Raw genomic sequence first — 22,447 nt, forward strand, 5'->3', positions numbered from 1 at the left:
AGCGCGCAGTTTATCATAAAAATGCGCCGGTGACGGGCACCGGCGCAGAGGGTTTTAACGCGGCAGGGCGGTGCCCCATTCGCGCCACTCTTTCGGTTCAGACTCCAGCAGCAGGAAGTGTTTCCCTTCCTGCGCTTTCGGCGCCAGCGGGATGCCAGGCGGAGTCGCAAAGGCGATACCGCCACGAATGAACTGGTTGAAGGTACCGGTCTTGACCACTCCGCCCACCAGACCAAAATCGAGGCTATAGCCGGAGGCCAGCCAGAACACCGAGTTGTTGCGCACCAGATGCTGGTAGCGCTGGCCGATGCGCATCTCAATCATCACGCGGTCGGAAAGGCTGCCCAGACGTAGACCGGTGACGGTGCCCACCTCAAGCCCACGGAACAATATTGGTGTTCCGATGCTTAGCGAACCGGCTTCCGGTGCTTCCACCACGATGTTCAGGCCGTTGAGGTAGCGGGAGTCGGAGATCGTCGCTTCCTGTAGCTCAAAATCACGGCGCATTTCGCCGTGGCCTGGCTCGACGTTAACGTACGGCTGCAGCAGAGTATCCAGATGCTCCACGCCCGCCGCCGAGATTTGCGGAGTGATCACCGAGAAACGGGTGCCGCGTCGCGCAAAGGTCGAGACGTATTCAGGATAGAGCACGGCGCTGGCCTGTACTTCGTTGCGTGAAGCGTTCAGCTCCAGGTTCTGCACCTGACCGATATCAATGCCGAGGTAGCGAATTGGCATACCGGTCGAGAGCTTGTCGGCATCAAAGGCGTGCAGAGTGATTTGCCCGCCAATGGCGCGCGCGGCGGTCTCAGAAGCGTAAAGCAGGCGTTTATCGCCTTTACGGCTGCCTGCGCCGGCAGCATCGAGATTGTCAAAGCTGATCGCCCCTTTCAGCGCGCGGGAGAGTGGGGAGGCCTGCACCGTCAGGCCGCTGCCGTTGAGCTGCACTTTCGCGCCGCCTTCAGCCCAGAAGACGCTATTCGGGGTCAGCAGCGAGCGGTATTCCGGTTTAATGTGTACCGCAATATCGAACGCGTTGGCGCGGGGCTGCACCGAGGTGACCTCACCGACTTCAAATTTACGATACAGTACGATAGAGCCGGTCTGAATATCCGGCAGCGTCTCCGCCGTCAGCATCAGGGTGGTGGTCGGGTAGTCGCTGAGGTTGTTCTCCTGCGCTTTCTCGAGGTTAGAGAACAGTGGGTAGCTCGACTTCATCGGCCCTTTTTCACCCGGCAGGATACGAATCCCGCCGCTAAGCCATTCGTTGGCGCTGGCGCCTAAGAACTCAACGCCGTCGATGCCCACCTTGACGTCCATTTTGCTGTTGACCACAAACTTACTGTCGCCGTGGATCAGGTCGCGGTACTGCGGGTCAATGGCGATAGCAAAGCTAATGCCTTTTGCCGTCAACGAGCGTTCCATGACCTGGCCGATTTTCACCCCATGTAGCATGATGGGCTGCCCGGCATCAATGCCGTAGCTTTCCGGCGCGGTCAACGTGAGCGTCATGACGCCCGGCTGTTGCAGCAGCGTTTTGTCTGCCGCCAGCACGGTAAAGCGATCTTTCGGTTCGCCGTCGCCCGGTACCAGCTCAAAGGTGCTGCCGGTGAGCAGCGAGCTCAGGTTAGTGTTTTCCAGCGACAGCTTCGGTTGGTGCAGTTCAATGCGCGTTTTATCTCGCAGCAGCGAGACAACGCTAGGGTCAACGGTCATTTCACCGGTGACTGAGCTATCCGGGTTGAGCGTCAGTTTGGTCAACTGGCCCACTTCCAGCCCCTGATAAAGCATCGGCGTCGAACCGGCCTTCAGACCATCGCCGCTTGGCAGTTGAAGCTGCACCAGCACGCCGCGCTGGCTGTGAGCAAGATCTTCATAGAGGCCGTATTCATCGTTCTGTGCAGCGGCCTGCGAATCGGGCGGGGAGTCGAAGGCGATCGCGCCGTTGACCAGCGCTGCAAGGCTCTCAAGCTGCACCTTCGCGCCACTGAGTCCTACATCCGCCTTAATGCCCGAGACGTTCCAGAAGCGGCTGCCTTTTTTCACCAGATTGGTGAAGCGACGCTCGATCAGCACATCAATAGTGACGCCCTGATTGTTCGGGTTAATGGCGTAGTCATAGACGCGGCCGACTGGAATTTTGCGGAAGTAAACCAGCGACCCGCTGTTGAGCGAGCCTAAATCCGGGGCGTGCAGATGGATCATCAGCTCACCGTTGTTCAGCCGATATTTGGGCTGCGTATCCAGCGCGGTGAAGTGATCGCGGGCTTCGCCTTTACCCGGCATCATGCCGATATAGTTACCGCCAACCAGCGCATCAAGACCGGAGACTCCGGCAAGGGACGCCTTCGGGGTCACCAGCCAGAACTGGGTTTCGTCGCGCAGCGCATCTTCCATATCGGCTTTAATGCTGGCGCGCACTTCGATCTTACTGCGGTCCTGGGCGAGGCGGATATCCTGAACCGTACCGACCTCGACGCCCTGGAAGCGAACTGGGGTTCGGCCAGGCACAATACCGTCCGCCGACATGAAGTCGATGGTGATGGTGGTACCGCGATCCTCATAGCTGTTCCAGATAAGCCAGCCGGCAATCATCAGCGCGATGACCGGCAGCAGCCAGAACGGGGAGATACGGCGTTTGGTTTTAATTCGCGCCTCAGTCTGTGAAGCGGGCGTTTCCTGACTCATGTGCGTCCCAAAGTATGCGGCTGTCCAGCCATTCAACAGCAAGAATAGTTAATATTACCGCAGCGCCGAAATAAAACGCAGCGGGGCCCATCGTGAAGGCGAGAAGCTGATCACGATTGATGAGCGACATGGTTAACGAAATCACAAACAGATCGAGCATTGACCAGCGGCCAATCCAGGTGACAAAGCGCAGCAGCAGTATGCGCGTACGCAGCCCCTGTTCGCATTTAAAGTGAATGCTGGTCAGTAGCGTCAGCATCACGATAATTTTGGTAAACGGCACCAGAATACTGGCGATAAACACCACCGCCGCCACCGCCACGTTGCTGTTGGCAAGCGACATGATCCCGGACAGGATGGTGTCCGTCTGTCGCCCGCCGTTGACGTAGATAACGGAGATCGGCAGCAGGTTAGCCGGGATGAGAAAGACAATCGAACTGATCAGCGCAGCCCAGCTTTTTTGCAAGCTCTGCCGCCGACGGTAGCGCAGCGGTGTGTGGCAACGACGGCAGCGCCCACGCGTATCGGCAAAGCCGGTGTAGTGGCATTCAAGGCAGACGCGCAGGCTGGCGTCCGGGCGTGTGGCGGGGCGCTGGGGATAAAAGCGCTCCCACAGTTGCTCGATGTTCAGGTGAATCAGGGTCAGGATGCTGAGGACCACCAGGGAGATAAACGCCAGCAGGCCGATTCCAGGCTGCAGGAAGGCGTAGTCCTGGACTTTGATTGACGCGACAGCGATCCCGACCAGGTAGATATCCAGCATCACCCACTCTTTAAGCTTATCGAGCATCAGCAGGACGGGGCGCAGGTTCATGCCCAGAATGTTACCGAGCCACAGATAGACAATGGAGACGACCAGCACTGAAGGCGCGCCGACGGTGCAGAAAAAGACCATCGCCGCCGTGATGGGGTGGCCCTGATCGGTCATCTGCCAGATCCCGGACAGCAGGTTGGCATCGATACGTACGCCCAGCAGATGCAGGCGCAGCAGCGGTTCGCTCCATGCGAAGGGCATGAGTAGCAGCATAGTGATGGCCATCGCGCCCAGGCGGGTCAACGACCAGTCCCGCCCGTCGCGCACTTTGGCGTTACAGCGTGGACAATAGGCACTTTGCGATGATTTTACGACCGGTAACCGAAAAAGCATATCGCACTGTGGGCAACGTTGGTAATGTGCCCACGGCAACGGTGCATCAATCTTGTGAATATGTATTTTTTTCGACGGCGTTATGCGTGATGTTTTCAGTGCCATTTATTACATTGAGAAATGAATGTATAACTCTATCTTAACCTAAGTATCGATTCATCTTGAGCCCGAACGCACTTAATGCGTATTTTATAAGGCTACAAGCTGGATAACGCATCAGTAACACCGTAAACAATAGTGATTAGATAATGAGCAAAACAGAATTTTACGCGGATCTTAACCGCGATTTTCAGGCATTGATGGCAGGTGAAACGAGTTTCTTAGCCGTAATCTCCAATACCAGTGCGCTGCTGTACGAGCGTCTTTCTGATGTGAACTGGGCAGGATTTTATCTGCTGGAAGGCAATACGCTGGTTCTCGGGCCGTTCCAGGGCAAAATTGCCTGCGTACGTATTCCGGTAGGTCGCGGTGTTTGCGGTACTGCTGTGGCGGAAAATCGCGTTCAACGCATTGAAGATGTCCATGCCTTTGATGGTCATATCGCCTGCGATGCTGCCAGCAACGCCGAAATCGTACTGCCTCTTGAGGTGAACGGTCAGGTTATTGGCGTGCTGGACATCGATAGCACCGTCTTCTCTCGTTTTAGCGAAGAAGATGAGGCGGGCTTACGTGAACTGGTCGTCCACCTGCAAAAAGTGCTCGAAGCGACCGATTATCAAAAATTCTTTGCCCCCGTCGAAGGATAATCAACGGATAACGTAGCATTTACGAAATGCGTCATTATAATGTCGCCTGTTCATGCCTGCGGCTTGTTGGCTACGTCCGTTGTAATCAGGAAATTTCATGGAAAATCAACCTAAGTTGAACAGCAGTAAAGAAGTTATCGCATTTTTGGCCGAACGTTTCCCGCAGTGCTTTAGCGCGGAAGGCGAGGCCCGCCCCCTGAAAGTCGGTATTTTTCAGGATCTCGTAGCGCGCGTTGAAGGGGAAATGAACCTCAGCAAAACGCAACTGCGCTCCGCATTACGTCTTTATACTTCCAGCTGGCGCTACCTCTATGGTATCAAAGCGGGTGCAGTGCGCGTCGATCTCGACGGCAACCCTTGCGGCGAACTGGATGAGCAGCACGTGGCGCATGCGCGTCAGCAGCTCGAAGAAGCGAAAGCTCGCGTTCAGGCGCAGCGCGCTGAACAGCAGGCGAAGAAACGCGAAGCGGCTGCTGCTGCGGGCGAACAAGGTGATGCGCCACGTCGTGAGCGTAAACCGCGTCCTCCAGTACGTCGTAAAGAAGGCGCAGAGCGTAAACCACGTCCTGCGGCAGCAAAACCGGCGGCTAAACCTGTTCGTGAAGTACGCGAAGAGAAATTTACCCCCGTATCCGATCTGTCTGCGCTGACGGTCGGTCAATCCCTGAAAGTTAAAGCGGGCAATAACGCCATGGATGCCACAATCCTGGAAATCACCAAAGATGGCGTTCGTGTGCAGCTTACTTCTGGTATGTCAATGATTGTACGCGCAGAACACCTGGTGTTCTGAAACGGAGGCCTGGCCAGGCATGAACAAATTCTTTAGGCTCTCCGCGCTTGCTGGTCTGTTAGTGATAACAGGCCAGGTCTTAGCGGTGGAAGATATTACCCGTGTTGATCAGCTTCCGGTTCTGAAGGAAGAGACGCAGCACGCAACGGTGAGCGAGCGCGTGACATCGCGCTTTACCCGTTCCCACTACCGCCAGTTCGATCTTGACGAGGCCTTTTCGGCCAAAATCTTCACCCGCTATCTGAACCTGTTGGACTATAGCCACAACGTGCTGCTGGCCAGCGACGTGGAGCAATTCTCCGCGAAGAAAGGGCAGATTGGCGATGAACTGCGTTCTGGCAAGCTTGATGTCTTCTATGACCTCTACAACCTGGCGCAAAAACGCCGCTTTGAGCGCTATGAATATGCGCTGAAGGTACTTGAGCGTCCGATGAACTTCACCGGTACCGACACCTTTAACCTCGATCGCAGCAAAGCGCCGTGGCCGAAGGACGAAGCCGAGCTTAATGCGCTTTGGGACGGTAAGGTCAAATTTGACCAACTGAGCCTGAAGCTGGCGGGCAAAGACGACAAAGAGATTCACGATACGCTGTCGCGTCGCTACAAGTTTGCGATTCGTCGCCTGGCGCAGACCAACAGCGAAGATGTGTTCTCGCTGGCAATGACCTCATTCGCCCGTGAAATCGACCCGCACACTAACTACCTCTCTCCGCGTAACACTGAGCAGTTTAATACCGAAATGAGTCTGTCTCTGGAAGGTATTGGCGCGGTGCTGCAGATGGACGACGACTACACCGTGATTAACTCCATGGTGGCAGGCGGCCCAGCGGCGAAGAGCAAGGCGATTAGCGTAGGCGATCGTATCGTCGGCGTGGGCCAGACCGGTAAAGGCATGGTGGATGTGATCGGTTGGCGTCTTGATGACGTCGTGGCGCTGATCAAAGGGCCGAAAGGTAGCAAAGTCCGTCTGGAAGTGCTTCCGGCAGGCAAAGGCTCTAAAACCCGTATCGTGACCCTGACCCGTGAGCGTATTCGTCTTGAAGACCGCGCGGTGAAAATGTCGGTTAAAGGCACCGGTAAAGATAAAGTCGGCGTGCTGGATATCCCAGGCTTCTACGTTGGCCTCACTGAGGACGTGAAGGTTCAGCTGCAGAAGCTGGAAAAACAGAACGTCAGCAGCGTGATTATCGATCTGCGCAGTAACGGTGGCGGTGCACTGACCGAGGCGGTTTCGCTCTCCGGTCTGTTCATTCCGTCTGGCCCGGTCGTGCAGGTGCGTGATAACAACGGCAAGGTGCGAGAAGATAGCGATACCGATGGCGTCGTCTATTATAAAGGCCCGCTGGTGGTGCTGGTAGACCGTTTCAGTGCCTCGGCGTCGGAAATCTTTGCCGCCGCGATGCAGGACTACGGCCGTGCGCTGATCGTTGGTGAGCCGACCTTCGGTAAAGGCACCGTCCAGCAGTACCGTTCGCTGAACCGTATCTACGATCAGATGCTGCGTCCTGAATGGCCGGCGCTGGGCTCTGTCCAGTACACCATTCAGAAGTTCTACCGTATCAACGGCGGCAGTACCCAGCGTAAAGGGGTAACCCCGGACATCATGATGCCAACCGGCACGGAAGAGACCGAAACCGGTGAGAAGTTTGAAGACAACGCACTGCCGTGGGACAGCATTAATGCTGCCACCTATGTGAAGTCTGGCGACATGAAAACGTTCGAGCCGGAACTGCTGAAGCTGCATAGCGACCGCATTGCGAAAGATCCAGAGTTCCAGTACATCGCCAAAGATATTGCTCACTTCAATGCACTGAAGGATAAGCGCAGTATCGTTTCTCTGAACTACGCCCAGCGTGAGAAAGAGAACGAAGAGGACGATGCAACGCGTCTGGCGCGGATTAACGATCGCTACAAGCGTGAAGGTAAGCCGCCGCTGAAGAAACTGGAAGACCTGCCGAAGGACTACAAAGAGCCGGATCCATACCTTGACGAGACGGTGGATATCGCCATCGATCTGGCAAGGCTTGAGAAGGCCGCGCCGGCAGAACAGCCGGCAGCAACCAAGTAATCCCCCAACAGGCACAAGTCATTGTGCCTGTTTTTTTTATCTCTCGTATCTTCTCGTAAATCACGATGCTACAAAATGTAAAGTTGTGTCTTTCTCGTGACTTAGCCTAACGTAATCGTTGAAAATTCGCGTATTGCCCCTACGATATGGGTAATCGCATAGTGCGTTTTGTTAAAAAGAGGTTAAAAGTAAATTATGATGCGAATCGCGCTCTTCCTGATGACCAACCTGGCGGTAATGGTTGTGTTTGGGCTGGTGCTAAGCCTGACAGGAATTCAGTCGAGCAGCATGACCGGTCTGCTGATTATGGCGCTGCTATTTGGTTTCGGCGGTTCCATTGTGTCATTGATGATGTCGAAATGGATGGCCCTGAAATCAGTTGGTGGTGAAGTGATTGAACAGCCGCGTACCGAACAGGAACGCTGGCTGGTAGACACCGTTGCGCGTCAGGCGCAGCAGGTTGGTATTGCTATGCCGCAGGTGGCGCTGTACCACGCGCCGGATATGAACGCCTTTGCTACCGGTGCGCGTCGTGATGCGTCGCTGGTAGCCGTGAGCACCGGTCTGCTGCAGAACATGAGCCGTGACGAAGCGGAAGCCGTTATCGCCCATGAAATCAGCCACATCGCAAACGGCGACATGGTCACCATGACCCTGATCCAGGGCATCGTGAACACCTTCGTTATCTTTATCTCTCGCGTTATCGCACAGATTGCGGCCGGTTTCCTCGGCGGCAACCGCGACGATGGCGAAGAGAGCAGCAACGGCAACCCGTTGATTTACTTCGCGGTGGCCACGGTGCTGGAGCTGGTGTTTGGTATTCTGGCGAGCATTATCACCATGTGGTTCTCGCGCTATCGTGAGTTCCACGCTGATGCGGGCTCCGCGAAGCTGGTCGGTCGCGAGAAGATGATTGCCGCGCTGCAGCGTCTGAAAACCAGCTATGAGCCGCAGGAAGCCAGCAGCATGATGGCGTTCTGCATCAACGGTAAATCGAAGTCGCTGAGCGAAATGTTCATGACGCACCCACCGCTGGATAAGCGTATTGAAGCGCTGCGTAGCGGCGAATACATGAAGTAACGGGTTTACGTTAATAACACTAAACGGCATCCCTGAACCCATCAGGGATGCCGTGATTTAGTACCGTCTTCTCATCGTGACGTTGCACCGCAAGCGGTGTTAATTCACCGACATTTGATATTCAATCATGCCGCTTTTTTTCGCCACCCAGTCATAAAGACGTTGCCCGCGTAGGTTAGTCTCATGTGTGTGCCAGTACAGACGGGAGGCTCGTTGCTCACGTGCCTGTTGCTGCACGTATTCAATCAGCTGTCTGCCAATCTGCTGGCCCCGTACATCCGGGTTCACGAACAAATCCTCAAGATAGCAATAATCTTCTGTGGCCCAGGTTGAGCGGTGGAACAAGTAATGTACAAGGCCCACAGCTTTGCCGTCACATTCGGCGATGGCGCAAACCATCGGTTCGTCAGAATCTAAAAAACGACGCCATGTCTGTTGAGTCACCGCGTCAGGGATATCGACGCGATAAAACGTTTGATACTGTTCCCACAACGGTAGCCACTGCGCATAGTCGCGCTCCGTTGCTGGCCTGATGATGATCTTTGCCAAATGACTACCTGCCTTTTTATCGTTCATGAATCTTCCTTATTTTTCAAAAAACAGCTGTACCTTCATGCGGTAACGCTATGTTAGAAGACGTTATGGTTCCTATGAAGTTCCACTTTATGTATCTTTATGGGATCCACTTTTGTTGCGGTACATTGAAATGAAAAAGCCGGTTGCCCCTTTGTTCCAGGATCTGCTGCTACCTGGCGGCATTATTAAAGATCAGGTCTACGAGGTGCTCCGCCATGCCATTCTGGAAGGGCGTTTAGCGGCGGGCTCGAAAATACCGTCAAGTCGAGCGCTAGCTGAAATGATGGCGATTTCGCGCAACTCAGTTATCGCAGGCTTTGAACGTTTGCTGGATGAGGGCTATCTGATTGCGCGTAAAGGCGCGGGAACGTTTGTCACTGACAGCATTCCGGACAAAACCATTGATGGACATTATCCGGTGCTGGCATCTACACCGCCCGTATCGGCAGCCGGTTCGCTCAATCCTGATATTGCGGCGCTGCGCCCCCTCTGGTCTGAAGGGCAGAAAAGTGATGGGATGAATCGCTTATTTGCTGTGGGGGTAGGGTGTACCGACCTTTTCCCTCATGATTTATGGGGGCGACTGCTCGGGCGGGTCTGGCGGCAGTCCCGGCGTGAGCTTGGTATGCATACGAACGCCTGTGGTTATCAGCCTCTGCGTCGCGCGATTAATCATTATATTCAGACCACTCGCGGCGTTAACTGCGATGAAAGCCAGATAATCATCGTCAATGGCATCCAACAGGCGCTGAATGTCACCGCCCGGGCGTTGCTGCCTAAAGGTAGCGAAGTGTGGGTAGACGATCCCGGTTATGATGGCGCCCGAGGCGCCTTCACCTCGACAGGGGCGATTGTCAGGCCGGTCAGGGTCGACGATCAGGGGATGGATATTCATGATGGGATGCAGCATTTCCCCAACGCCAAACTGGTCTACACCGCTCCGTCGCACCAGTTTCCATTGAGCGGGACGCTCAGCCTCTCCCGACGGTTAGCGCTGCTGGAGTGGGCTGAATCCAGGCAGGCGTGGATCTTTGAAGATGACTATAACAGTGAGTTTCGCTATGCCGCTCGCTCATTGCAGGCGTTGCAGGGGCTGGATAAATATCATCGGGTTATCTATTCCGGAACGTTTTCCAAAATGATGTATCCGGAATTTCGGCTGGGGTTTTTGGTCGTACCGCCGGATCTACGTGAGCAGTTTATGATGACCAAGTATTTCTCCGATCTCTGTACCGGCTATCTGGAGCAGGCCGTACTGGCGCGTTTTATTACCGAAGGTCATTACGCCAGCCATGTCCGCCGGGTGCGTAAGGCGTGCTACGAACGTAAGAGCGCATTAGCGGCGGCGATAGCCACATATTTGCCGGGGAAAATGGTGGTGCATCCATCCGACTCAGGGATCCATATGGTGTGTTGGTTAGCCGACGGACTCACGGGGAAGGAGGTGGAAATGAAAGCCAGCCAACTGGGTGTGGGGATTCAATCCTTTGAACGCTATTGCCAGCGCCCAATGGCCCGAGAAGGTATTTTGCTTGGCTTTGCCAATCATTCCCCGGCGGTCCTGCAAGAGGCCATTCGGCGATTGGCCAGCGTGATTTAAACGCACGTAAAGTGAGGGGCTCTTGCGCCAAAACCGCCCGGCAAAGATACGATTCTTAACACCGGGCGATGGCGATATGACAATACCGGCTTTTAGCTTTGCGCGCGTGGCTGGGTGACGCGCAGCCCGCTGAACAGCGTGGCGACAACCGCCAGCGTACCGGCCAGCAGCAGCGACACGTGGGTACCGCCATTGCCGAAGGCGTTAAACATCAGCGCGACCAGCGCAGCACCGGTACTTTGCCCCAGCAGGCGTGCCGTACCGAGCATTCCGCTGGCACCGCCGCTGCGATTTCGCGGCGCAGAGGCAATAATGGTGTGGTTGTTGGGTGACTGGAACAACCCGAAGCCTGCACCGCACAGCAGCATACGCCAGATAATATCGATATCGCTAGGTGACGATGGCAGCAGCGCCAGCCCAAACAGGCCGCAGGCCATAATCGCCATGCCCAGCGCTCCCAGCAGGCCTGCGTGAACGCGTTCGATCAGATACCCCGCCAATGGGGCCATCACCATCGTCGCCAGCGGCCACGGCGTCAGCAGTAAGCCGGTCTCTACTTCGGTACGGCCGACCACTGACTGCAGGAAGAACGGCAGCGATACCATTGCCAGCATCTGCGCGCAGAAAGAGCAAATAGACGTGCAGATAGAGAGTGAGAATAGCGGAATACGCAGCAGATCGACCGGCAGCAGCGGCACCGGTAACTGCAGTTGGCGACGCACGAAGAAGAAACCAATCACCAGCAGCCCAACGATTTCCAGCAGCACCACTTCGGTAGACTGCCCCTGAGCGAAACTGCTCAGTGCGGTGATAAGCAGACCGAAGGTCAGGGCGTTCATCACCGCGCTTGGCAGGTCGAAACGCTGTGACTGGCTGCGGGTGCCGTTCGACGGCAGGAAGCGCACGGCCAGCAGCCAGGCAATAATCCCCAGCGGCACGTTAATAAAGAACAGCCACTGCCAGGAAGCCAGCGACAAAATAGCCGCGGCGATCGTTGGCCCGGCAGCTGACGACACGGCAACCACAAAGGAGTTGATACCCATCCCACGTCCCAGTTGACGCTGCGGGTAAATCAGGCGGATCAGCGCCGTGTTGACGCTCATCAGCGCTGCGCCCCCAAACCCCTGTAGAATACGCGCCAGCGTCAGCATCTCGAGCGAGTTTGAGAAGGCACAGAACAGCGAGGCGAGGGTAAAGACCACCAGACCGGCTTTATAAATGCGGTGGTAGCCAATCATATCGCCGAGGAAGGAGAGGGAGAGCAGGGAGATAACAATGGCAATCTGGTAGGCATTGACTATCCAGATGGAAGCCGCCGGGGAAGCGTTCAGGTCGGTAGCGATGGTTGGCAGCGCAACGTTGGCAATCGCGCCGTCAAGAACGGCCATCGTAATACCGATAACAATAGTCAAAATGGCGCCGTAGCGTTGGGGCGTCGGCAGGCCATCGATCAGGTTTCGTGTCATGTTAGAAACTTGTTTTTGTGTGAATTATTAACCAGGAAATGATTCTAGCATTGATTATTCGACCTAATGTCGCAGATTTGTAACCAGGTCACAGAAGTTTCATTGCTACAGACGCTTTGCGAAATTATAATAAAAACCGGTTCTAATTTTTATAAAACAGTTGCGATGAGGTGATAAATGTCAGCAACGGATTTGGACAAACAACCAGATTCTGTCTCTTCGGTACTCAAGGTATTTGGTATCCTGCAGGCACTTGGCGAAGAACGCGAAATTGGTATTACTGAACTGTCGCAACGCGTCATGATGTCGAAAAGCACCGTTTATCGCTTTTTGCAAACCATGAAGTCATTGGGATATGTTGCCCAGGAAGGGGAATCCGAAAAGTATTCACTCACGCTGAAGCTGTTTGAGCTGGGTGCTCGTGCCCTGCAAAACGTTGATTTGATCCGCAGCGCGGATATCCAGATGCGTGAGCTCTCTCGCTTGACGAAAGAGACCATTCACCTGGGTGCGCTGGATGAAGACAGCATTGTTTACATCCACAAAATCGACTCGATGTACAACCTGCGCATGTACTCCCGTGTGGGCCGTCGTAACCCACTGTACAGCACCGCGATCGGGAAAGTACTGCTGGCCTGGCGCGACCCTGCAGAAGTTCGTCAGATCCTCGAAGGCGTTGAGTATAAGTGCAGCACCGAGCGTACAATTGCCAACACTGATGAGCTGATTACCGTTCTCGAGCAGGTCCGTAAGCAGGGCTGGGGCGAAGATAACGAAGAACAGGAAGAAGGTTTGCGCTGTATCGGTGTACCGGTATTCGACCGCTTTGGCGTGGTTATCGCCGGTTTGAGTATCTCTTTCCCAACGCTGCGCTTCTCTGAAGAGCGCCTGCATGAGTATGTTGAGATGCTGCATACTGCAGCGCGTAAGATTTCAGAACAGATGGGTTATAACGACTACCCGTTCTGAGTCAGCAATAAAAAAGCCCGGTGTTGAACCGGGCTTTTTTTTATCCATTTTTAACCGTTATCCACCACGCTCGTGCTCTTACGCAGCAGTGGGCAGCTGGAACGCCCCACCACGCCGTTGTCGCTGTGAAGATAAAATGCGGTGCTATAGCCCTGTGCGGTCAGATACTTACACTGCAAGCCCAGGCCGCCAGCCGTCTTTTGACTCCCGGCCAGTACGCCGTACCCGCTCAGAAGCACCCCGATCGCGACGATAACCAGAAAAACGATAGTTCTGATAAACAGGCGCATAAAAATTCCTCTTCTATTATATCTTTCATGAATACTACGTTACTGCGATAACGGATTGACACAAGTCTATGATTCCTAAAAGCGTGAGATGCCGTTACAGTTAGCCGCGGTTTAAGGTTAGCATGCTAACCTCGCTACATCTGAATAAGAATTCATGCGGAGAGTTGAGTGAAAAAGTTTCGGTGGGTATTACTGATACTCGTGATTGCCGCCTGCCTGCTGCTCTGGACCCAGATGATCAACGTAATGTGCGATCAGGACGTTCAGTTTTTCAGCGGCATATGCAGCATTAACAGGTATATACCCTGGTAAAACATTTTTGCCGGCAGCGATTTCCTTCCGTAATGTGAGTGGTAGAATGGATCGTTCTTTTTGAGGTGGTAAAATGAGTGATCTTGTAAGTTCTGGGGCATTAAATCTGGTATCTCTGGCATTTTCCTTCTTGCTGCTGTTAGTTGGTCTGGTGTTGTGGTTCTTTGTGAATCGCGCCAGTTCCCGTGCTAACGAGCAAATCGAACTCCTTGAATCGCTGCTCGACCTGCAAAAGCGCCAGAATGCGCTGCTACGTCGTTTATGCGAGGCCAATGAGCCAGACGCGAAGGAAGAAGAGGCACCAAAAGCAAAAGCAGAAGACGTTAAAGAAGAAGACAAAGAGGATTTTATCCGTCTGGTGGCGGAACGATAACCTCTTTGTATGCTAACGCCGGGCAGCCTGTTCTGGGCTGCCGGACACCGCACGATGCACTTTTCTGGTGCTCATATTCCCTGAAAGCCTAATTGATCTGCGTTACGCGACAAGATATTCACTTTGCGCAACTGACGCGTTGCGTGGCGATATTCGCGCTCACGTATCGGTATAATCTATAACGTTATGTTATTGTTATTCATAAATCATTCCTAAGTTCTATTTATCGCACCTTAATATTATTGTTCGTATTAACATTGTACGAACTGGACAATTAATCGCCCATTTGGCAAAGCATAATCCAGAGAGCAATAGCGAAACGTTTTTATTGCGTTGTGATGAAGCAATGTCACGAAAGTTTCATTATTTTGGTGCAATATAGTCCAGGATGTTAATCGCCAGGGCCTTGCTGGATAACCGTACTCATGTGAAGTACTTATAACCGGTTAGCCGAACGGCATGCGAAAATGTTATAGCGAAAATAATCTAACGATATAAAAATTTTTTGCGGCGATAAGGATATTCTGGACGCCGAAAAAATGTTGGTCTATGTTAAAAATGTCTTACGTTACCGTAAGCTAGGTCACATTTTAGATCTGCTAACATTCATTCAACGAAACGTTTTGTTGGGGAAAAATTCACCCCGTGCGGAAGGATTTGTTAGGATTTGTGCGGCCGATCGAGACACCTTTAAAAATGGCTTGCCATTATTATCGTTGTATGTGATAACACGTTTTGGGTTAAACGAGGTACAGTTCTGTTTATGTATGGCATTATCAGTAAAGAAGTTCTGAGTAAACACGTTGACGTTGAATACCGCTTCTCTGCCGAACCTTATATTAGTGCCTCATGCAGTCATGTCTCAGTTTTATCTATGAAAACGCCTGCGGGCGCAGAAAACACTCTAAGGAATTTTGCAAATGGCAAAGATTAAAGGTCAAGTTAAGTGGTTCAACGAGTCTAAAGGTTTTGGCTTCATTACTCCTGCTGACGGCAGCAAAGATGTATTCGTACATTTCTCTGCAATCCAGGGTAACGGCTTCAAAACTCTGGCTGAAGGCCAGAACGTTGAGTTCGAAATTCAGGACGGCCAGAAAGGCCCAGCGGCTGTTAACGTAACCGCTATCTGATTCGACAATCACTGATCTTGCAGCGCGTCAGCGTAACATTATCAGACATAAAGCCTCGCTTATGCGGGGCTTTATCATTTCTATGCCTGCTGCTTTTAACCGCCGCTTCGCCTTTCTCCCTCGCTCGAATAGCGGTACACTTTCGCCCTTTGAAATAGAGCCGGAGTTGCTATGTCCTACAGTTGTCCGCTTTGCCACGCGCCGTTAACGCGCAGCGGCAATAGTTATCTTTGCCCACAGCGTCACCAGTTTGATCGGGCGAAAGAGGGCTACGTCAATCTCCTGCCGGTACAGCACAAACGATCTCGTGACCCGGGTGATAGCGCAGAGATGATGCAGGCGCGGCGCGCGTTTCTCGATGCCGGACATTATCAGCCGCTGCGCGACGCCGTGAGTGCGAAGCTACATGCCATTACGCCTGAACATCTGTTAGATATTGGCTGTGGGGAAGGGTACTACACCCACGCTTTTGCCGCCGAGGCGAAGGCAACATGGGGGCTGGACGTGTCGAAAACCGCCATTCGCTACGGCGCAAAGCGCTATTCGCAGGTGGATTTCTGCGTTGCCTCCAGCCAGCGTTTGCCGTTTGCTGATGCCAGCATGGACGCCGTCGTGCGGATCTACGCACCGTGTAATCCGCAAGAGTTGAAACGCGTGGTGAAACCGGGCGGTTGGGTGATAACCGTTACGCCGGGGCCGCGTCATCTGGTTGAGCTGAAAGGGCTTATCTATAGCGAAGTGCAGCTGCATGCGCCGCATTCCGAAGTGCTGGACGGGTTTAGCCTGCAAAGCCACGATGCGTTAGCCTATCCGATGCAGTTGACCGGTCAGGAAGCGGTGACGTTATTGCAGATGACGCCGTTTGCGTGGCGGGCGAAGCCGGAGGTATGGGAGACGTTAGCGCAGCAGGCGCAGTTTGCTTGCCAGACGGATTTCGCGATTCACGCCTGGCAAAGAGATGCCGATTAACCCATATAGTGGGCGTAGAGGATTTGTGCGCCAATAGCGATAAGCACGATCCCGCCCAGAATTTCAGCCCGTTTGCCGAGCAGCGGGCCGATAAAGCGACCGACCATCATGCCAAGAGTGGACATTACAAAAGTGGCGCAGCCGATGGCAAATGCGGTGGCGAGAATATTAACCTGCAGGAAGGCCAGGCCAACGCCCACGGCCATCGCATCCAGGCTGGTGGCAATTGCGGTGGTGACCAGCAGCCAGAAGCCGTGACGACGCGGCGTTTCTGCTGCTTCATCATCATCCGTACCGCGGATCCCTTCCAGTACCATACGCCCACCGAGGAACACCAGCAGGACGAAGGCTACCCAGTGGCTCCACTCCATGACGAACTGGCTTGCCAGCATACCAAGACCCCAGCCGATAAGCGGGGTAAGCATCTCAATAACGCCAAAAATCAGGCCAGTACGCAGGGCTTCGGAGAATTTCGGTTTGTGCAGCGTCGCGCCTTTACCAATCGATGCAGCGAAGGCATCCATTGACATACCAAGGGCGAGAAGGATAGTGGCGGTTAAGTTCATGCGAAGGTCCAGACCGGGAAGTTTCCATACGACACATTCCTGCCCCCAGTAATCAGCAGTAATGCGTCTATGGTCTCGCTTGATTACGATGTAATCCGTACGCACCACGTTTTTCAACGAGTATGTTGACACGTACATTTCCATTTGATGGAAATTAGCTACTCCCCAACGACGGGCGCAACCTTAACATATTTTTAGAATATAAAACAACTCTATGACTTGCTTATTTAATCGTTTAATGATAACGATTTTCATTTAGATTTATTGCGTAATCAGAAGGTTAACAAATATGAAGGGTATGTGCGGAATAAACATAGCCAACGCTATAACTTAACTGCCTGAAAATAGCACAGATATAGCGATGGCTATATTTTAAATCATTGAGAATTAACAAGAAGTTTGTAGATCTTCTCCAGGTCATCAATATTCTTAACGCGGACAAGAAGACGACGCTGTTCTAATTGCATCACCAGTACACCATCTTCCGATAAATTCATTTTTTGAATTCGGCTGTATTTAATCCAGGCATTTGCGAAGAAGAAACCTTCCGATTTAAAGATAATTTTCGGACTGCGGATCCAGAATAGATAAAAACCGGTCAGCGCGAGTGCACATAATAACCATGTGGTAATTAATGCGCCGTGGCTGGTCACATTGTTGTACACCAGGATAACGATCAGCACGACGAAGATAACGCTATCAACGCGGCCGGGGCGCAAGAGCGGGACGGATAGCAGGGTGGTGCCATGACGGCGGGGCATGATGAACTGGTCGTAGATGGCAAATGCCAGCATTGCCACGATAAAGAGAACCAGTACCAAATCCGTTAATGTCATTCAGCCTCCAGATAAAAAAAAACCGGGGGCAGGGGCCCCCGGCATACTACTAATATTACAGACCCAGCAGGCCGACAGCGTAACCTGCGATACCAATGACGAAGAAGCCAATGATGATCCACAGGGCGTTAACTTTCTTACGCAGCAGCCACATACAGGCGAAGGTCAGCAGCAGAGGTACCAGGCCCGGCATCAGCTGGTCGAGGATTGTCTGCACGGTGGTCACACGAGTCTGGCCATCCTGACCGGTGATGGTCGAAACCACCAACGGGATGTTCACGTGCGTCCACTTGTTAACCAATGCCCCCATGACAAACAGGCCGAGGATAGACGCCCCCTCAGTCAGTTTCTGCAGGAAGCCGCCGCCCATATCCTTAACGATATCGATCCCTTTCTGGTAGCCGTAAGCGACGCCGTAGTAACGGGTCAGCAGACGTACTGCGTTGAAGAGGATGAAGAACAGCAGTGGCCCAAGCAGGCTGCCGCTCATCGCGATACCGGCACCCAGTGCCGCGAATACCGGACGTACGGTACCCCAGAAGATTGGGTCGCCCACGCCTGCCAGCGGCCCCATCAGACCTACTTTGATGCCGTTGATGGCACCATCGTCGATCTCAGCGCCGTTTGCACGCTGCTCTTCCATCGCCAGCGTTACGCCGAGTACCGGTGCCGCTACGTATGGGTGGGTGTTAAAGAATTCCAGGTGACGCTTAATTGCTTGTTTACGCGCATCGTTATTCTCCGGGTACAGGCGACGAATCGCTGGAACCATAGAGAAGCAGAAGCCCAGCGCCTGCATACGTTCGAAGTTCCATGAACCCTGGAACAGGTTAGAACGAATGAACACGCCACGAATATCACCCGGTGTGAGTTTTTTCTCGGTGGTGGTAGTTTTAGTCATATCAACCATTTCGCTCACCTGTTAGTCCAGTTCGTTATCAAGATCGTTATTACCAGCTGCCTGAACTGGCGCACCGGCTACGCGGTTATATTTCGGGCTCAGCTGAATGTAGAGGATGGCCATAACTGCACCAATCACACCCAGAGCAACCAGGTTGAAGTTAGTAAACGCCGCGGTAACGAAGCCGAGATAGAAGAACGGCATCAGGTAGCCTGCGCGCATCATGTTGATGACCATCGCATAACCTACTACCACAATCATACCACCGGCGATGTTCAGACCGCTGGTGACCACTTCTGGCAGGGCGTTCAACAGACCCTGAACTTCGCTGGTGCCTACGGATACCGCAACGATAACCGCTGGGATAGCGATACGCATTGCCTGCAGGAACAGGGAAGAGACGTGCAGCCACGAGATGGCCGTCAGGTTGCCGTTTTCAGCCGCTTTATCCGCCGCGTGCTGGAAAGCAACGGTGATAGTACGAACGATGATGGTCAGAACCTGGCCTGCTGCTGCCAGAGGAATCGCCAGAGCGATACCTGCACCAATGCTTTGGTGACCGGCAATAACCAGAACGGTAGAAATAATTGAGGCCAGTGCGGCATCCGGTGCTACTGCTGCACCGATGTTCATCCAGCCCAGCGCGATCATTTCAAGGGTACCACCGATGATAATACCGGTTTTCATGTCCCCGAGAACGGCACCGATCAGCGTACAGGCCACCAATGGACGGTGGAACTGAAATTCATCAAGTACCGACTCCATACCCGCGATACATGCGACGATGAACACCAGCACAATCTGAAGAGTGGTAATCTCCATTGTACTTCTCCTATTGCTTATACAGACTTAAGTGTGAAGGCTAAAAAACGTTGCCCAAGCGGTTATTTATCCGCTTTGGCAATCAGATCCATCATTTTCAGTTTCTGATCGGTGGAGACCTTACGGGCTTCCAGCTCAATACCGCGTGCGTTCAGTTTCTTGAAGGCTTCGATATCTTTTTCATCAACGGAAATTGCGTTGTTGACCTGGGTTTTGCCCTGACGGAATGCCATGCCACCAATGTTTACGCTGGTCAGTTTCACGCCGCCTTCGACGATACGTTCAACGTCGGTTGGGTTAGTGAACAGCAGCATCACACGATCGCCCGCATATTTCGGGTTGTTGTAAACGCGGATCATTTTGGCGACATCGACAACGTGTGCCGTTACGCCTGGAGGAGCAACCTGAGTCAGCAGGGTTTTACGCACGGTATCGGCAGCAACTTCATCGCTGACCACAATGATGCGGGTGACGTTGGTCTCTTTGGTCCAACGGGTCGCAACCTGGCCGTGAATCAGACGGTCATCGATACGCGCCAGACCGATGGTCATGTAGTCGTTCGGGCCCATTGGTTTTGCCGGAGCGGCAGCTTTCGGTGCAGCAGGAGCAGCAACCGGAGCCGCTTTTTCGACGGGTTTGGCTTTCAGCGCTTTCACGCCTTCGCTACCGGTTTCCACCGCCAGCGCCACCAGCTCATCAAAGCTTGGGTTATCGTCACGCGCCATGAAGGTTTCGACCAGCATCGGTACGTTGACGCCCGCGATCACTTCATAGTTTTCTTTATCGACAACAATGCGGCTTGCCGCGTTGAATGGGCTACCGCCCCAGGTGTCAACAAGGAACAACACGCCTTTACTGGTATCAAGCTTCGCCAGCTGCGCGTTGTATTTTTCGATTAACGTGTCTGCATTCTCGCCAGGCACGAAGTCGATCCAGCCAACATTGTCCTGCTCGCCCAACAGCATTTCTGCCGTTTTCAGCAGTTGTTCTGCTGCCCAACCATGTGTGCCTATTACAATAGCAATCGTCACTTGCTACCTCCTTTATTATCGTGTGTATCAGTAGGGCTGATACATTCTCTTGAGTCGAAACGGTAACCGAATCGATTCAGACAAGGGTTAGAGACAAAAAAATAAATAACTACCGAGAATTATTTTAGACAGTGAAAGAATAATTAATGTGATGAAGATCCGTAATTTAGTTAAAGGACCGCAATTATTTTGTGGTGCAAAAAATTACCTTACATTTTGCAAAGACTCGTAAATCTCTGCCAAAATGTCATTTGTTTTTGCTATGTTAATGCTTCGTTTAATCACACAGGAGTATAGGGCATCAGCCCGTAGTATGGATCGTCACCGACGCCTTTTCGCACTCGTTCGCTTTTGCGACGCATCTCCCGGCCTTTTGCGCCACGCTTTTCTATCGTCTGGTATCGTCTCGCTTAAACATGACATAGCGATGACTCGTCTCGTCTCTCGTTGGAGTGGTTTATGGAATTGCTAATGGACCCGTCAATCTGGGCCGGATTATTGACGCTTGTCGTTCTGGAAATCGTTCTCGGTATTGATAACCTGGTGTTTATCGCTATCCTTGCCGATAAACTACCACCAAAACAACGAGATAAAGCGCGACTGATCGGCCTGTCGCTGGCGCTGGTTATGCGTCTGGGACTGCTTTCCGTGATCTCGTGGATGGTAACGCTGACCGCGCCGCTGTTCAGCGTGTGGGGGCAAACCTTCTCCGGACGAGACCTGATTATGCTGGTCGGGGGTCTATTCCTGTTGTTTAAAGCGACGACCGAGCTGCACGAACGGCTGGAAAACCGCCAGCACGATTCCGGGCACGGTAAAGGTTATTCCAGCTTCTGGGTGGTGGTGGCGCAAATTGTTGTGCTGGATGCCGTCTTCTCGCTGGATGCGGTGATCACGGCGGTCGGGATGGTGAACCATCTGCCGGTCATGATGGCGGCGGTAGTGATTGCCATGGGTGTGATGCTGCTGGCCTCGAAGCCGCTGACGAACTTCGTCAATCAGCATCCAACGGTGGTGGTACTGTGTTTGAGCTTCCTGCTGATGATCGGCCTGAGCCTGGTTGCAGAAGGCTTTGGTTTCCACATTCCGAAAGGTTATCTGTACGCGGCGATTGGCTTCTCGATAATTATCGAACTGTTCAACCAGATTGCCCGTCGTAACTTTATTCGCCACCAGTCGACGCTGCCGCTGCGTGCGCGCACGGCGGATGCGATTCTGCGCCTGATGGGTAACCGCAAGCAGGTGAACGCGGCGCACGACGAAGGCCATCAGTCGGCTATGCCGGTGCCGGAAGGGGCGTTCGTGGAAGAAGAACGCTATATGATCAACGGCGTCCTGACACTGGCCTCACGTTCCCTGCGCAGTATTATGACCCCGCGTGGGGAAATCAGTTGGGTGGATGCGGACCTGAGTACGGAAGAGATCCGCCAGCAGTTGCTGTCGTCACCGCACAGCCTGTTCCCGGTGTGTCGGGGCGAGCTGGATGAAATCGTTGGTATCGTGCGTGCTAAAGAGCTGCTGGTGGCGCTGGAAGCCGGTGAAGACGTGCTGGCGATAGCCTCCGCCAACCCGGCGATTATCGTGCCGGATACGCTCGACCCGATCAACCTGTTGGGCGTGCTGCGTCGGGCGCGCGGTAGCTTCGTTATCGTCACCAACGAGTTTGGTGTGGTGCAGGGTCTGGTGACGCCGCTGGACGTGCTGGAAGCGATTGCCGGTGAGTTCCCGGATGCCGATGAAACCCCGGAAATCGTCGCCGATGGTGACGGTTGGTTAGTGAAGGGGACGACGGACCTGCATGCGTTCCAGCATACGCTGGGCCTGGATAATCTGGTGGATGATGATATCGCCACCGTGGCCGGTCTGGTGATTGCTGTTAATGGGCAGATCCCACACGTTGGTGACGTGATTGAACTGCCGTCGCTGCACATCACGATTACTGCGGCCAATAACTATCGCGTCGATCAGATTCGCGTGGTGAAGCTGGCTTCACCGCACGACGAAGACGAATAAGATAACTGACTAACCCCGGCGGCGCTCCGCTTGGCCGGGCTACAGTGATGGTTGATCCCGTAGCCCGGACGAGG

Annotated in this window: 21 protein-coding genes, 1 pseudogene and 1 riboswitch; of the genes and pseudogenes, 12 read left to right on the forward strand and 10 right to left on the reverse strand. The window is 53.4% G+C overall.

Translation table 11 applies throughout. The annotated features are described in order from the left end of the window. Positions 1–54: 54 nt before the first annotated feature. Together V6940_RS02655 and yebS are read right to left on the reverse strand one after the other, a co-directional pair. The gene (locus V6940_RS02655) at positions 55–2,688 is read right to left on the reverse strand and encodes a PqiB family protein (protein ID WP_333494721.1); all 2,634 of its coding nucleotides are present in this window, start codon (positions 2,686–2,688) and stop codon (positions 55–57) included. Further along, positions 2,657–3,940, reverse strand: a complete 1,284-nt coding sequence (yebS, locus tag V6940_RS02660; RefSeq protein WP_333494722.1) for a membrane integrity lipid transport subunit YebS — start codon at positions 3,938–3,940, stop codon at positions 2,657–2,659. The genes V6940_RS02655 and yebS overlap by 32 nt, the downstream gene beginning before the upstream one ends. 143 nt (positions 3,941–4,083) lie before the next feature. Here yebS and V6940_RS02665 point away from each other — a divergent pair, with 143 nt between their 5' ends. The 4 genes from V6940_RS02665 (at position 4,084) to htpX (ending at position 8,519) form a co-directional block, all read left to right on the forward strand. After that, positions 4,084–4,581 carry a GAF domain-containing protein gene (locus V6940_RS02665; protein WP_185667645.1) on the forward strand — a complete coding sequence of 166 codons (498 nt, stop codon included), beginning with the start codon at positions 4,084–4,086 and terminating at the stop codon, positions 4,579–4,581. A gap of 97 nt (positions 4,582–4,678) precedes the next feature. Continuing rightward, positions 4,679–5,371, forward strand: coding sequence for an RNA chaperone ProQ (proQ, locus tag V6940_RS02670; RefSeq protein ID WP_185667646.1), 693 nt, complete (start codon positions 4,679–4,681; stop codon positions 5,369–5,371). Positions 5,372–5,390: 19 nt separating this feature from the next. Then, positions 5,391–7,439 carry a carboxy terminal-processing peptidase gene (prc, locus tag V6940_RS02675; RefSeq protein ID WP_333494723.1) on the forward strand — a complete coding sequence of 683 codons (2,049 nt, stop codon included), beginning with the start codon at positions 5,391–5,393 and terminating at the stop codon, positions 7,437–7,439. Between the two features lie 195 nt (positions 7,440–7,634). Beyond that, complete coding sequence (gene htpX, locus V6940_RS02680; protein WP_035891656.1) at positions 7,635–8,519, forward strand: protease HtpX; 885 nt, start codon at positions 7,635–7,637, stop codon at positions 8,517–8,519. Between the two features lie 99 nt (positions 8,520–8,618). On the opposite strand, the gene V6940_RS02685 is transcribed toward htpX, so the two are convergent. Then, positions 8,619–9,095, reverse strand: coding sequence for a GNAT family N-acetyltransferase (locus tag V6940_RS02685; RefSeq protein WP_333494724.1), 477 nt, complete (start codon positions 9,093–9,095; stop codon positions 8,619–8,621). A 130-nt stretch (positions 9,096–9,225) separates the two neighbouring features. Between V6940_RS02685 and pdxR the strand changes: the two genes are divergently transcribed. Next, a complete protein-coding gene (gene pdxR / locus V6940_RS02690; RefSeq protein ID WP_333494725.1) occupies positions 9,226–10,695 on the forward strand; it encodes a MocR-like pyridoxine biosynthesis transcription factor PdxR in 1,470 nt (489 codons plus the stop codon). A gap of 92 nt (positions 10,696–10,787) precedes the next feature. Here pdxR and V6940_RS02695 read toward each other — a convergent pair whose 3' ends face one another. Next, complete coding sequence (locus V6940_RS02695) at positions 10,788–12,161, reverse strand: MFS transporter (RefSeq protein ID WP_333494726.1); 1,374 nt, start codon at positions 12,159–12,161, stop codon at positions 10,788–10,790. A gap of 177 nt (positions 12,162–12,338) precedes the next feature. On the opposite strand from V6940_RS02695, the gene kdgR reads away from it, so the two are divergent. After that, on the forward strand, positions 12,339–13,130 hold the full coding sequence (gene kdgR, locus V6940_RS02700) for a DNA-binding transcriptional regulator KdgR (protein ID WP_185667651.1): 792 nt from the start codon (positions 12,339–12,341) through the stop codon (positions 13,128–13,130). A 50-nt stretch (positions 13,131–13,180) separates the two neighbouring features. Here the strand turns inward: kdgR and V6940_RS02705 are convergent, their stop codons facing one another. Further along, entirely contained in the window at positions 13,181–13,420 is a 240-nt protein-coding gene (locus V6940_RS02705) for a YobH family protein (RefSeq protein WP_185667652.1), read from the reverse strand. Positions 13,421–13,588: 168 nt separating this feature from the next. Between V6940_RS02705 and mgrB the strand changes: the two genes are divergently transcribed. From mgrB to rlmA, 5 genes and pseudogenes are all read left to right on the forward strand, one after another. Further along, positions 13,589–13,732: a PhoP/PhoQ regulator MgrB gene (gene mgrB, locus V6940_RS02710; RefSeq protein ID WP_185667653.1), complete on the forward strand. Its 144-nt coding sequence runs from the start codon at positions 13,589–13,591 to the stop codon at positions 13,730–13,732. Positions 13,733–13,805: 73 nt separating this feature from the next. Continuing rightward, positions 13,806–14,105: a YebO family protein gene (locus tag V6940_RS02715; RefSeq protein ID WP_185667654.1), complete on the forward strand. Its 300-nt coding sequence runs from the start codon at positions 13,806–13,808 to the stop codon at positions 14,103–14,105. A 763-nt stretch (positions 14,106–14,868) separates the two neighbouring features. Beyond that, positions 14,869–15,013 (forward strand): annotated as a pseudogene (locus V6940_RS02720) (DUF2627 domain-containing protein). A gap of 12 nt (positions 15,014–15,025) precedes the next feature. Further along, positions 15,026–15,235, forward strand: a complete 210-nt coding sequence (gene cspE / locus V6940_RS02725; protein ID WP_001062678.1) for a transcription antiterminator/RNA stability regulator CspE — start codon at positions 15,026–15,028, stop codon at positions 15,233–15,235. A gap of 171 nt (positions 15,236–15,406) precedes the next feature. Continuing rightward, the gene (gene rlmA / locus V6940_RS02730; protein WP_333494727.1) at positions 15,407–16,204 is read left to right on the forward strand and encodes a 23S rRNA (guanine(745)-N(1))-methyltransferase; all 798 of its coding nucleotides are present in this window, start codon (positions 15,407–15,409) and stop codon (positions 16,202–16,204) included. Here the strand turns inward: rlmA and mntP are convergent. The 5 genes from mntP to manX all read right to left on the reverse strand — a co-directional run bounded on the left by mntP (position 16,201) and on the right by manX (position 20,360). Further along, entirely contained in the window at positions 16,201–16,770 is a 570-nt protein-coding gene (mntP, locus tag V6940_RS02735; RefSeq protein WP_333494728.1) for a manganese efflux pump MntP, read from the reverse strand. The two genes, rlmA and mntP, sit on opposite strands and share 4 nt — an antisense overlap. Before the next feature lie 3 nt (positions 16,771–16,773). Next, a riboswitch (yybP-ykoY riboswitch) is annotated at positions 16,774–16,949 on the reverse strand. A 198-nt stretch (positions 16,950–17,147) separates the two neighbouring features. Next, positions 17,148–17,606: a DUF986 family protein gene (locus tag V6940_RS02740; protein WP_333494729.1), complete on the reverse strand. Its 459-nt coding sequence runs from the start codon at positions 17,604–17,606 to the stop codon at positions 17,148–17,150. Between the two features lie 55 nt (positions 17,607–17,661). Further along, entirely contained in the window at positions 17,662–18,516 is an 855-nt protein-coding gene (locus V6940_RS02745; RefSeq protein ID WP_333494730.1) for a PTS mannose transporter subunit IID, read from the reverse strand. A gap of 12 nt (positions 18,517–18,528) precedes the next feature. Then, positions 18,529–19,329 carry a PTS mannose/fructose/sorbose transporter subunit IIC gene (locus tag V6940_RS02750; RefSeq protein WP_035891636.1) on the reverse strand — a complete coding sequence of 267 codons (801 nt, stop codon included), beginning with the start codon at positions 19,327–19,329 and terminating at the stop codon, positions 18,529–18,531. A gap of 62 nt (positions 19,330–19,391) precedes the next feature. Next, positions 19,392–20,360 (reverse strand): PTS mannose transporter subunit IIAB, encoded by a 969-nt coding sequence (gene manX, locus V6940_RS02755; RefSeq protein ID WP_035891635.1) that lies wholly within the window; start codon positions 20,358–20,360, stop codon positions 19,392–19,394. Positions 20,361–20,819: 459 nt separating this feature from the next. Between manX and yoaE the strand changes: the two genes are divergently transcribed. Further along, positions 20,820–22,373 (forward strand): CNNM family cation transport protein YoaE, encoded by a 1,554-nt coding sequence (gene yoaE / locus V6940_RS02760; protein ID WP_333494731.1) that lies wholly within the window; start codon positions 20,820–20,822, stop codon positions 22,371–22,373. The last annotated feature ends 74 nt before the right edge of the window (positions 22,374–22,447 follow it).

Source organism: Kluyvera sp. CHPC 1.251 (genome assembly GCF_036759945.1).
Taxonomy (GTDB): Bacteria; Pseudomonadota; Gammaproteobacteria; order Enterobacterales; family Enterobacteriaceae; genus Kluyvera; species Kluyvera sichuanensis.

What these genes read in the sequence shown, in the direction of transcription:
- V6940_RS02655 (WP_333494721.1), bottom strand. Translation starts at nt 2,688, where the DNA reads ATGAGTCAGGAAACGCCCGCTTCACAGACTGAGGCGCGAATTAAAACC.
- yebS (WP_333494722.1), bottom strand. Translation starts at nt 3,940, where the DNA reads ATGGCACTGAAAACATCACGCATAACGCCGTCGAAAAAAATACATATT.
- V6940_RS02665 (WP_185667645.1), top strand. Translation starts at nt 4,084, where the DNA reads ATGAGCAAAACAGAATTTTACGCGGATCTTAACCGCGATTTTCAGGCA.
- proQ (WP_185667646.1), top strand. Translation starts at nt 4,679, where the DNA reads ATGGAAAATCAACCTAAGTTGAACAGCAGTAAAGAAGTTATCGCATTT.
- prc (WP_333494723.1), top strand. Translation starts at nt 5,391, where the DNA reads ATGAACAAATTCTTTAGGCTCTCCGCGCTTGCTGGTCTGTTAGTGATA.
- htpX (WP_035891656.1), top strand. Translation starts at nt 7,635, where the DNA reads ATGATGCGAATCGCGCTCTTCCTGATGACCAACCTGGCGGTAATGGTT.
- V6940_RS02685 (WP_333494724.1), bottom strand. Translation starts at nt 9,095, where the DNA reads ATGAACGATAAAAAGGCAGGTAGTCATTTGGCAAAGATCATCATCAGG.
- pdxR (WP_333494725.1), top strand. Translation starts at nt 9,226, where the DNA reads ATGAAAAAGCCGGTTGCCCCTTTGTTCCAGGATCTGCTGCTACCTGGC.
- V6940_RS02695 (WP_333494726.1), bottom strand. Translation starts at nt 12,161, where the DNA reads ATGACACGAAACCTGATCGATGGCCTGCCGACGCCCCAACGCTACGGC.
- kdgR (WP_185667651.1), top strand. Translation starts at nt 12,339, where the DNA reads ATGTCAGCAACGGATTTGGACAAACAACCAGATTCTGTCTCTTCGGTA.
- V6940_RS02705 (WP_185667652.1), bottom strand. Translation starts at nt 13,420, where the DNA reads ATGCGCCTGTTTATCAGAACTATCGTTTTTCTGGTTATCGTCGCGATC.
- V6940_RS02715 (WP_185667654.1), top strand. Translation starts at nt 13,806, where the DNA reads ATGAGTGATCTTGTAAGTTCTGGGGCATTAAATCTGGTATCTCTGGCA.
- cspE (WP_001062678.1), top strand. Translation starts at nt 15,026, where the DNA reads ATGGCAAAGATTAAAGGTCAAGTTAAGTGGTTCAACGAGTCTAAAGGT.
- rlmA (WP_333494727.1), top strand. Translation starts at nt 15,407, where the DNA reads ATGTCCTACAGTTGTCCGCTTTGCCACGCGCCGTTAACGCGCAGCGGC.
- mntP (WP_333494728.1), bottom strand. Translation starts at nt 16,770, where the DNA reads ATGAACTTAACCGCCACTATCCTTCTCGCCCTTGGTATGTCAATGGAT.
- V6940_RS02740 (WP_333494729.1), bottom strand. Translation starts at nt 17,606, where the DNA reads ATGACATTAACGGATTTGGTACTGGTTCTCTTTATCGTGGCAATGCTG.
- V6940_RS02745 (WP_333494730.1), bottom strand. Translation starts at nt 18,516, where the DNA reads ATGGTTGATATGACTAAAACTACCACCACCGAGAAAAAACTCACACCG.
- V6940_RS02750 (WP_035891636.1), bottom strand. Translation starts at nt 19,329, where the DNA reads ATGGAGATTACCACTCTTCAGATTGTGCTGGTGTTCATCGTCGCATGT.
- yoaE (WP_333494731.1), top strand. Translation starts at nt 20,820, where the DNA reads ATGGAATTGCTAATGGACCCGTCAATCTGGGCCGGATTATTGACGCTT.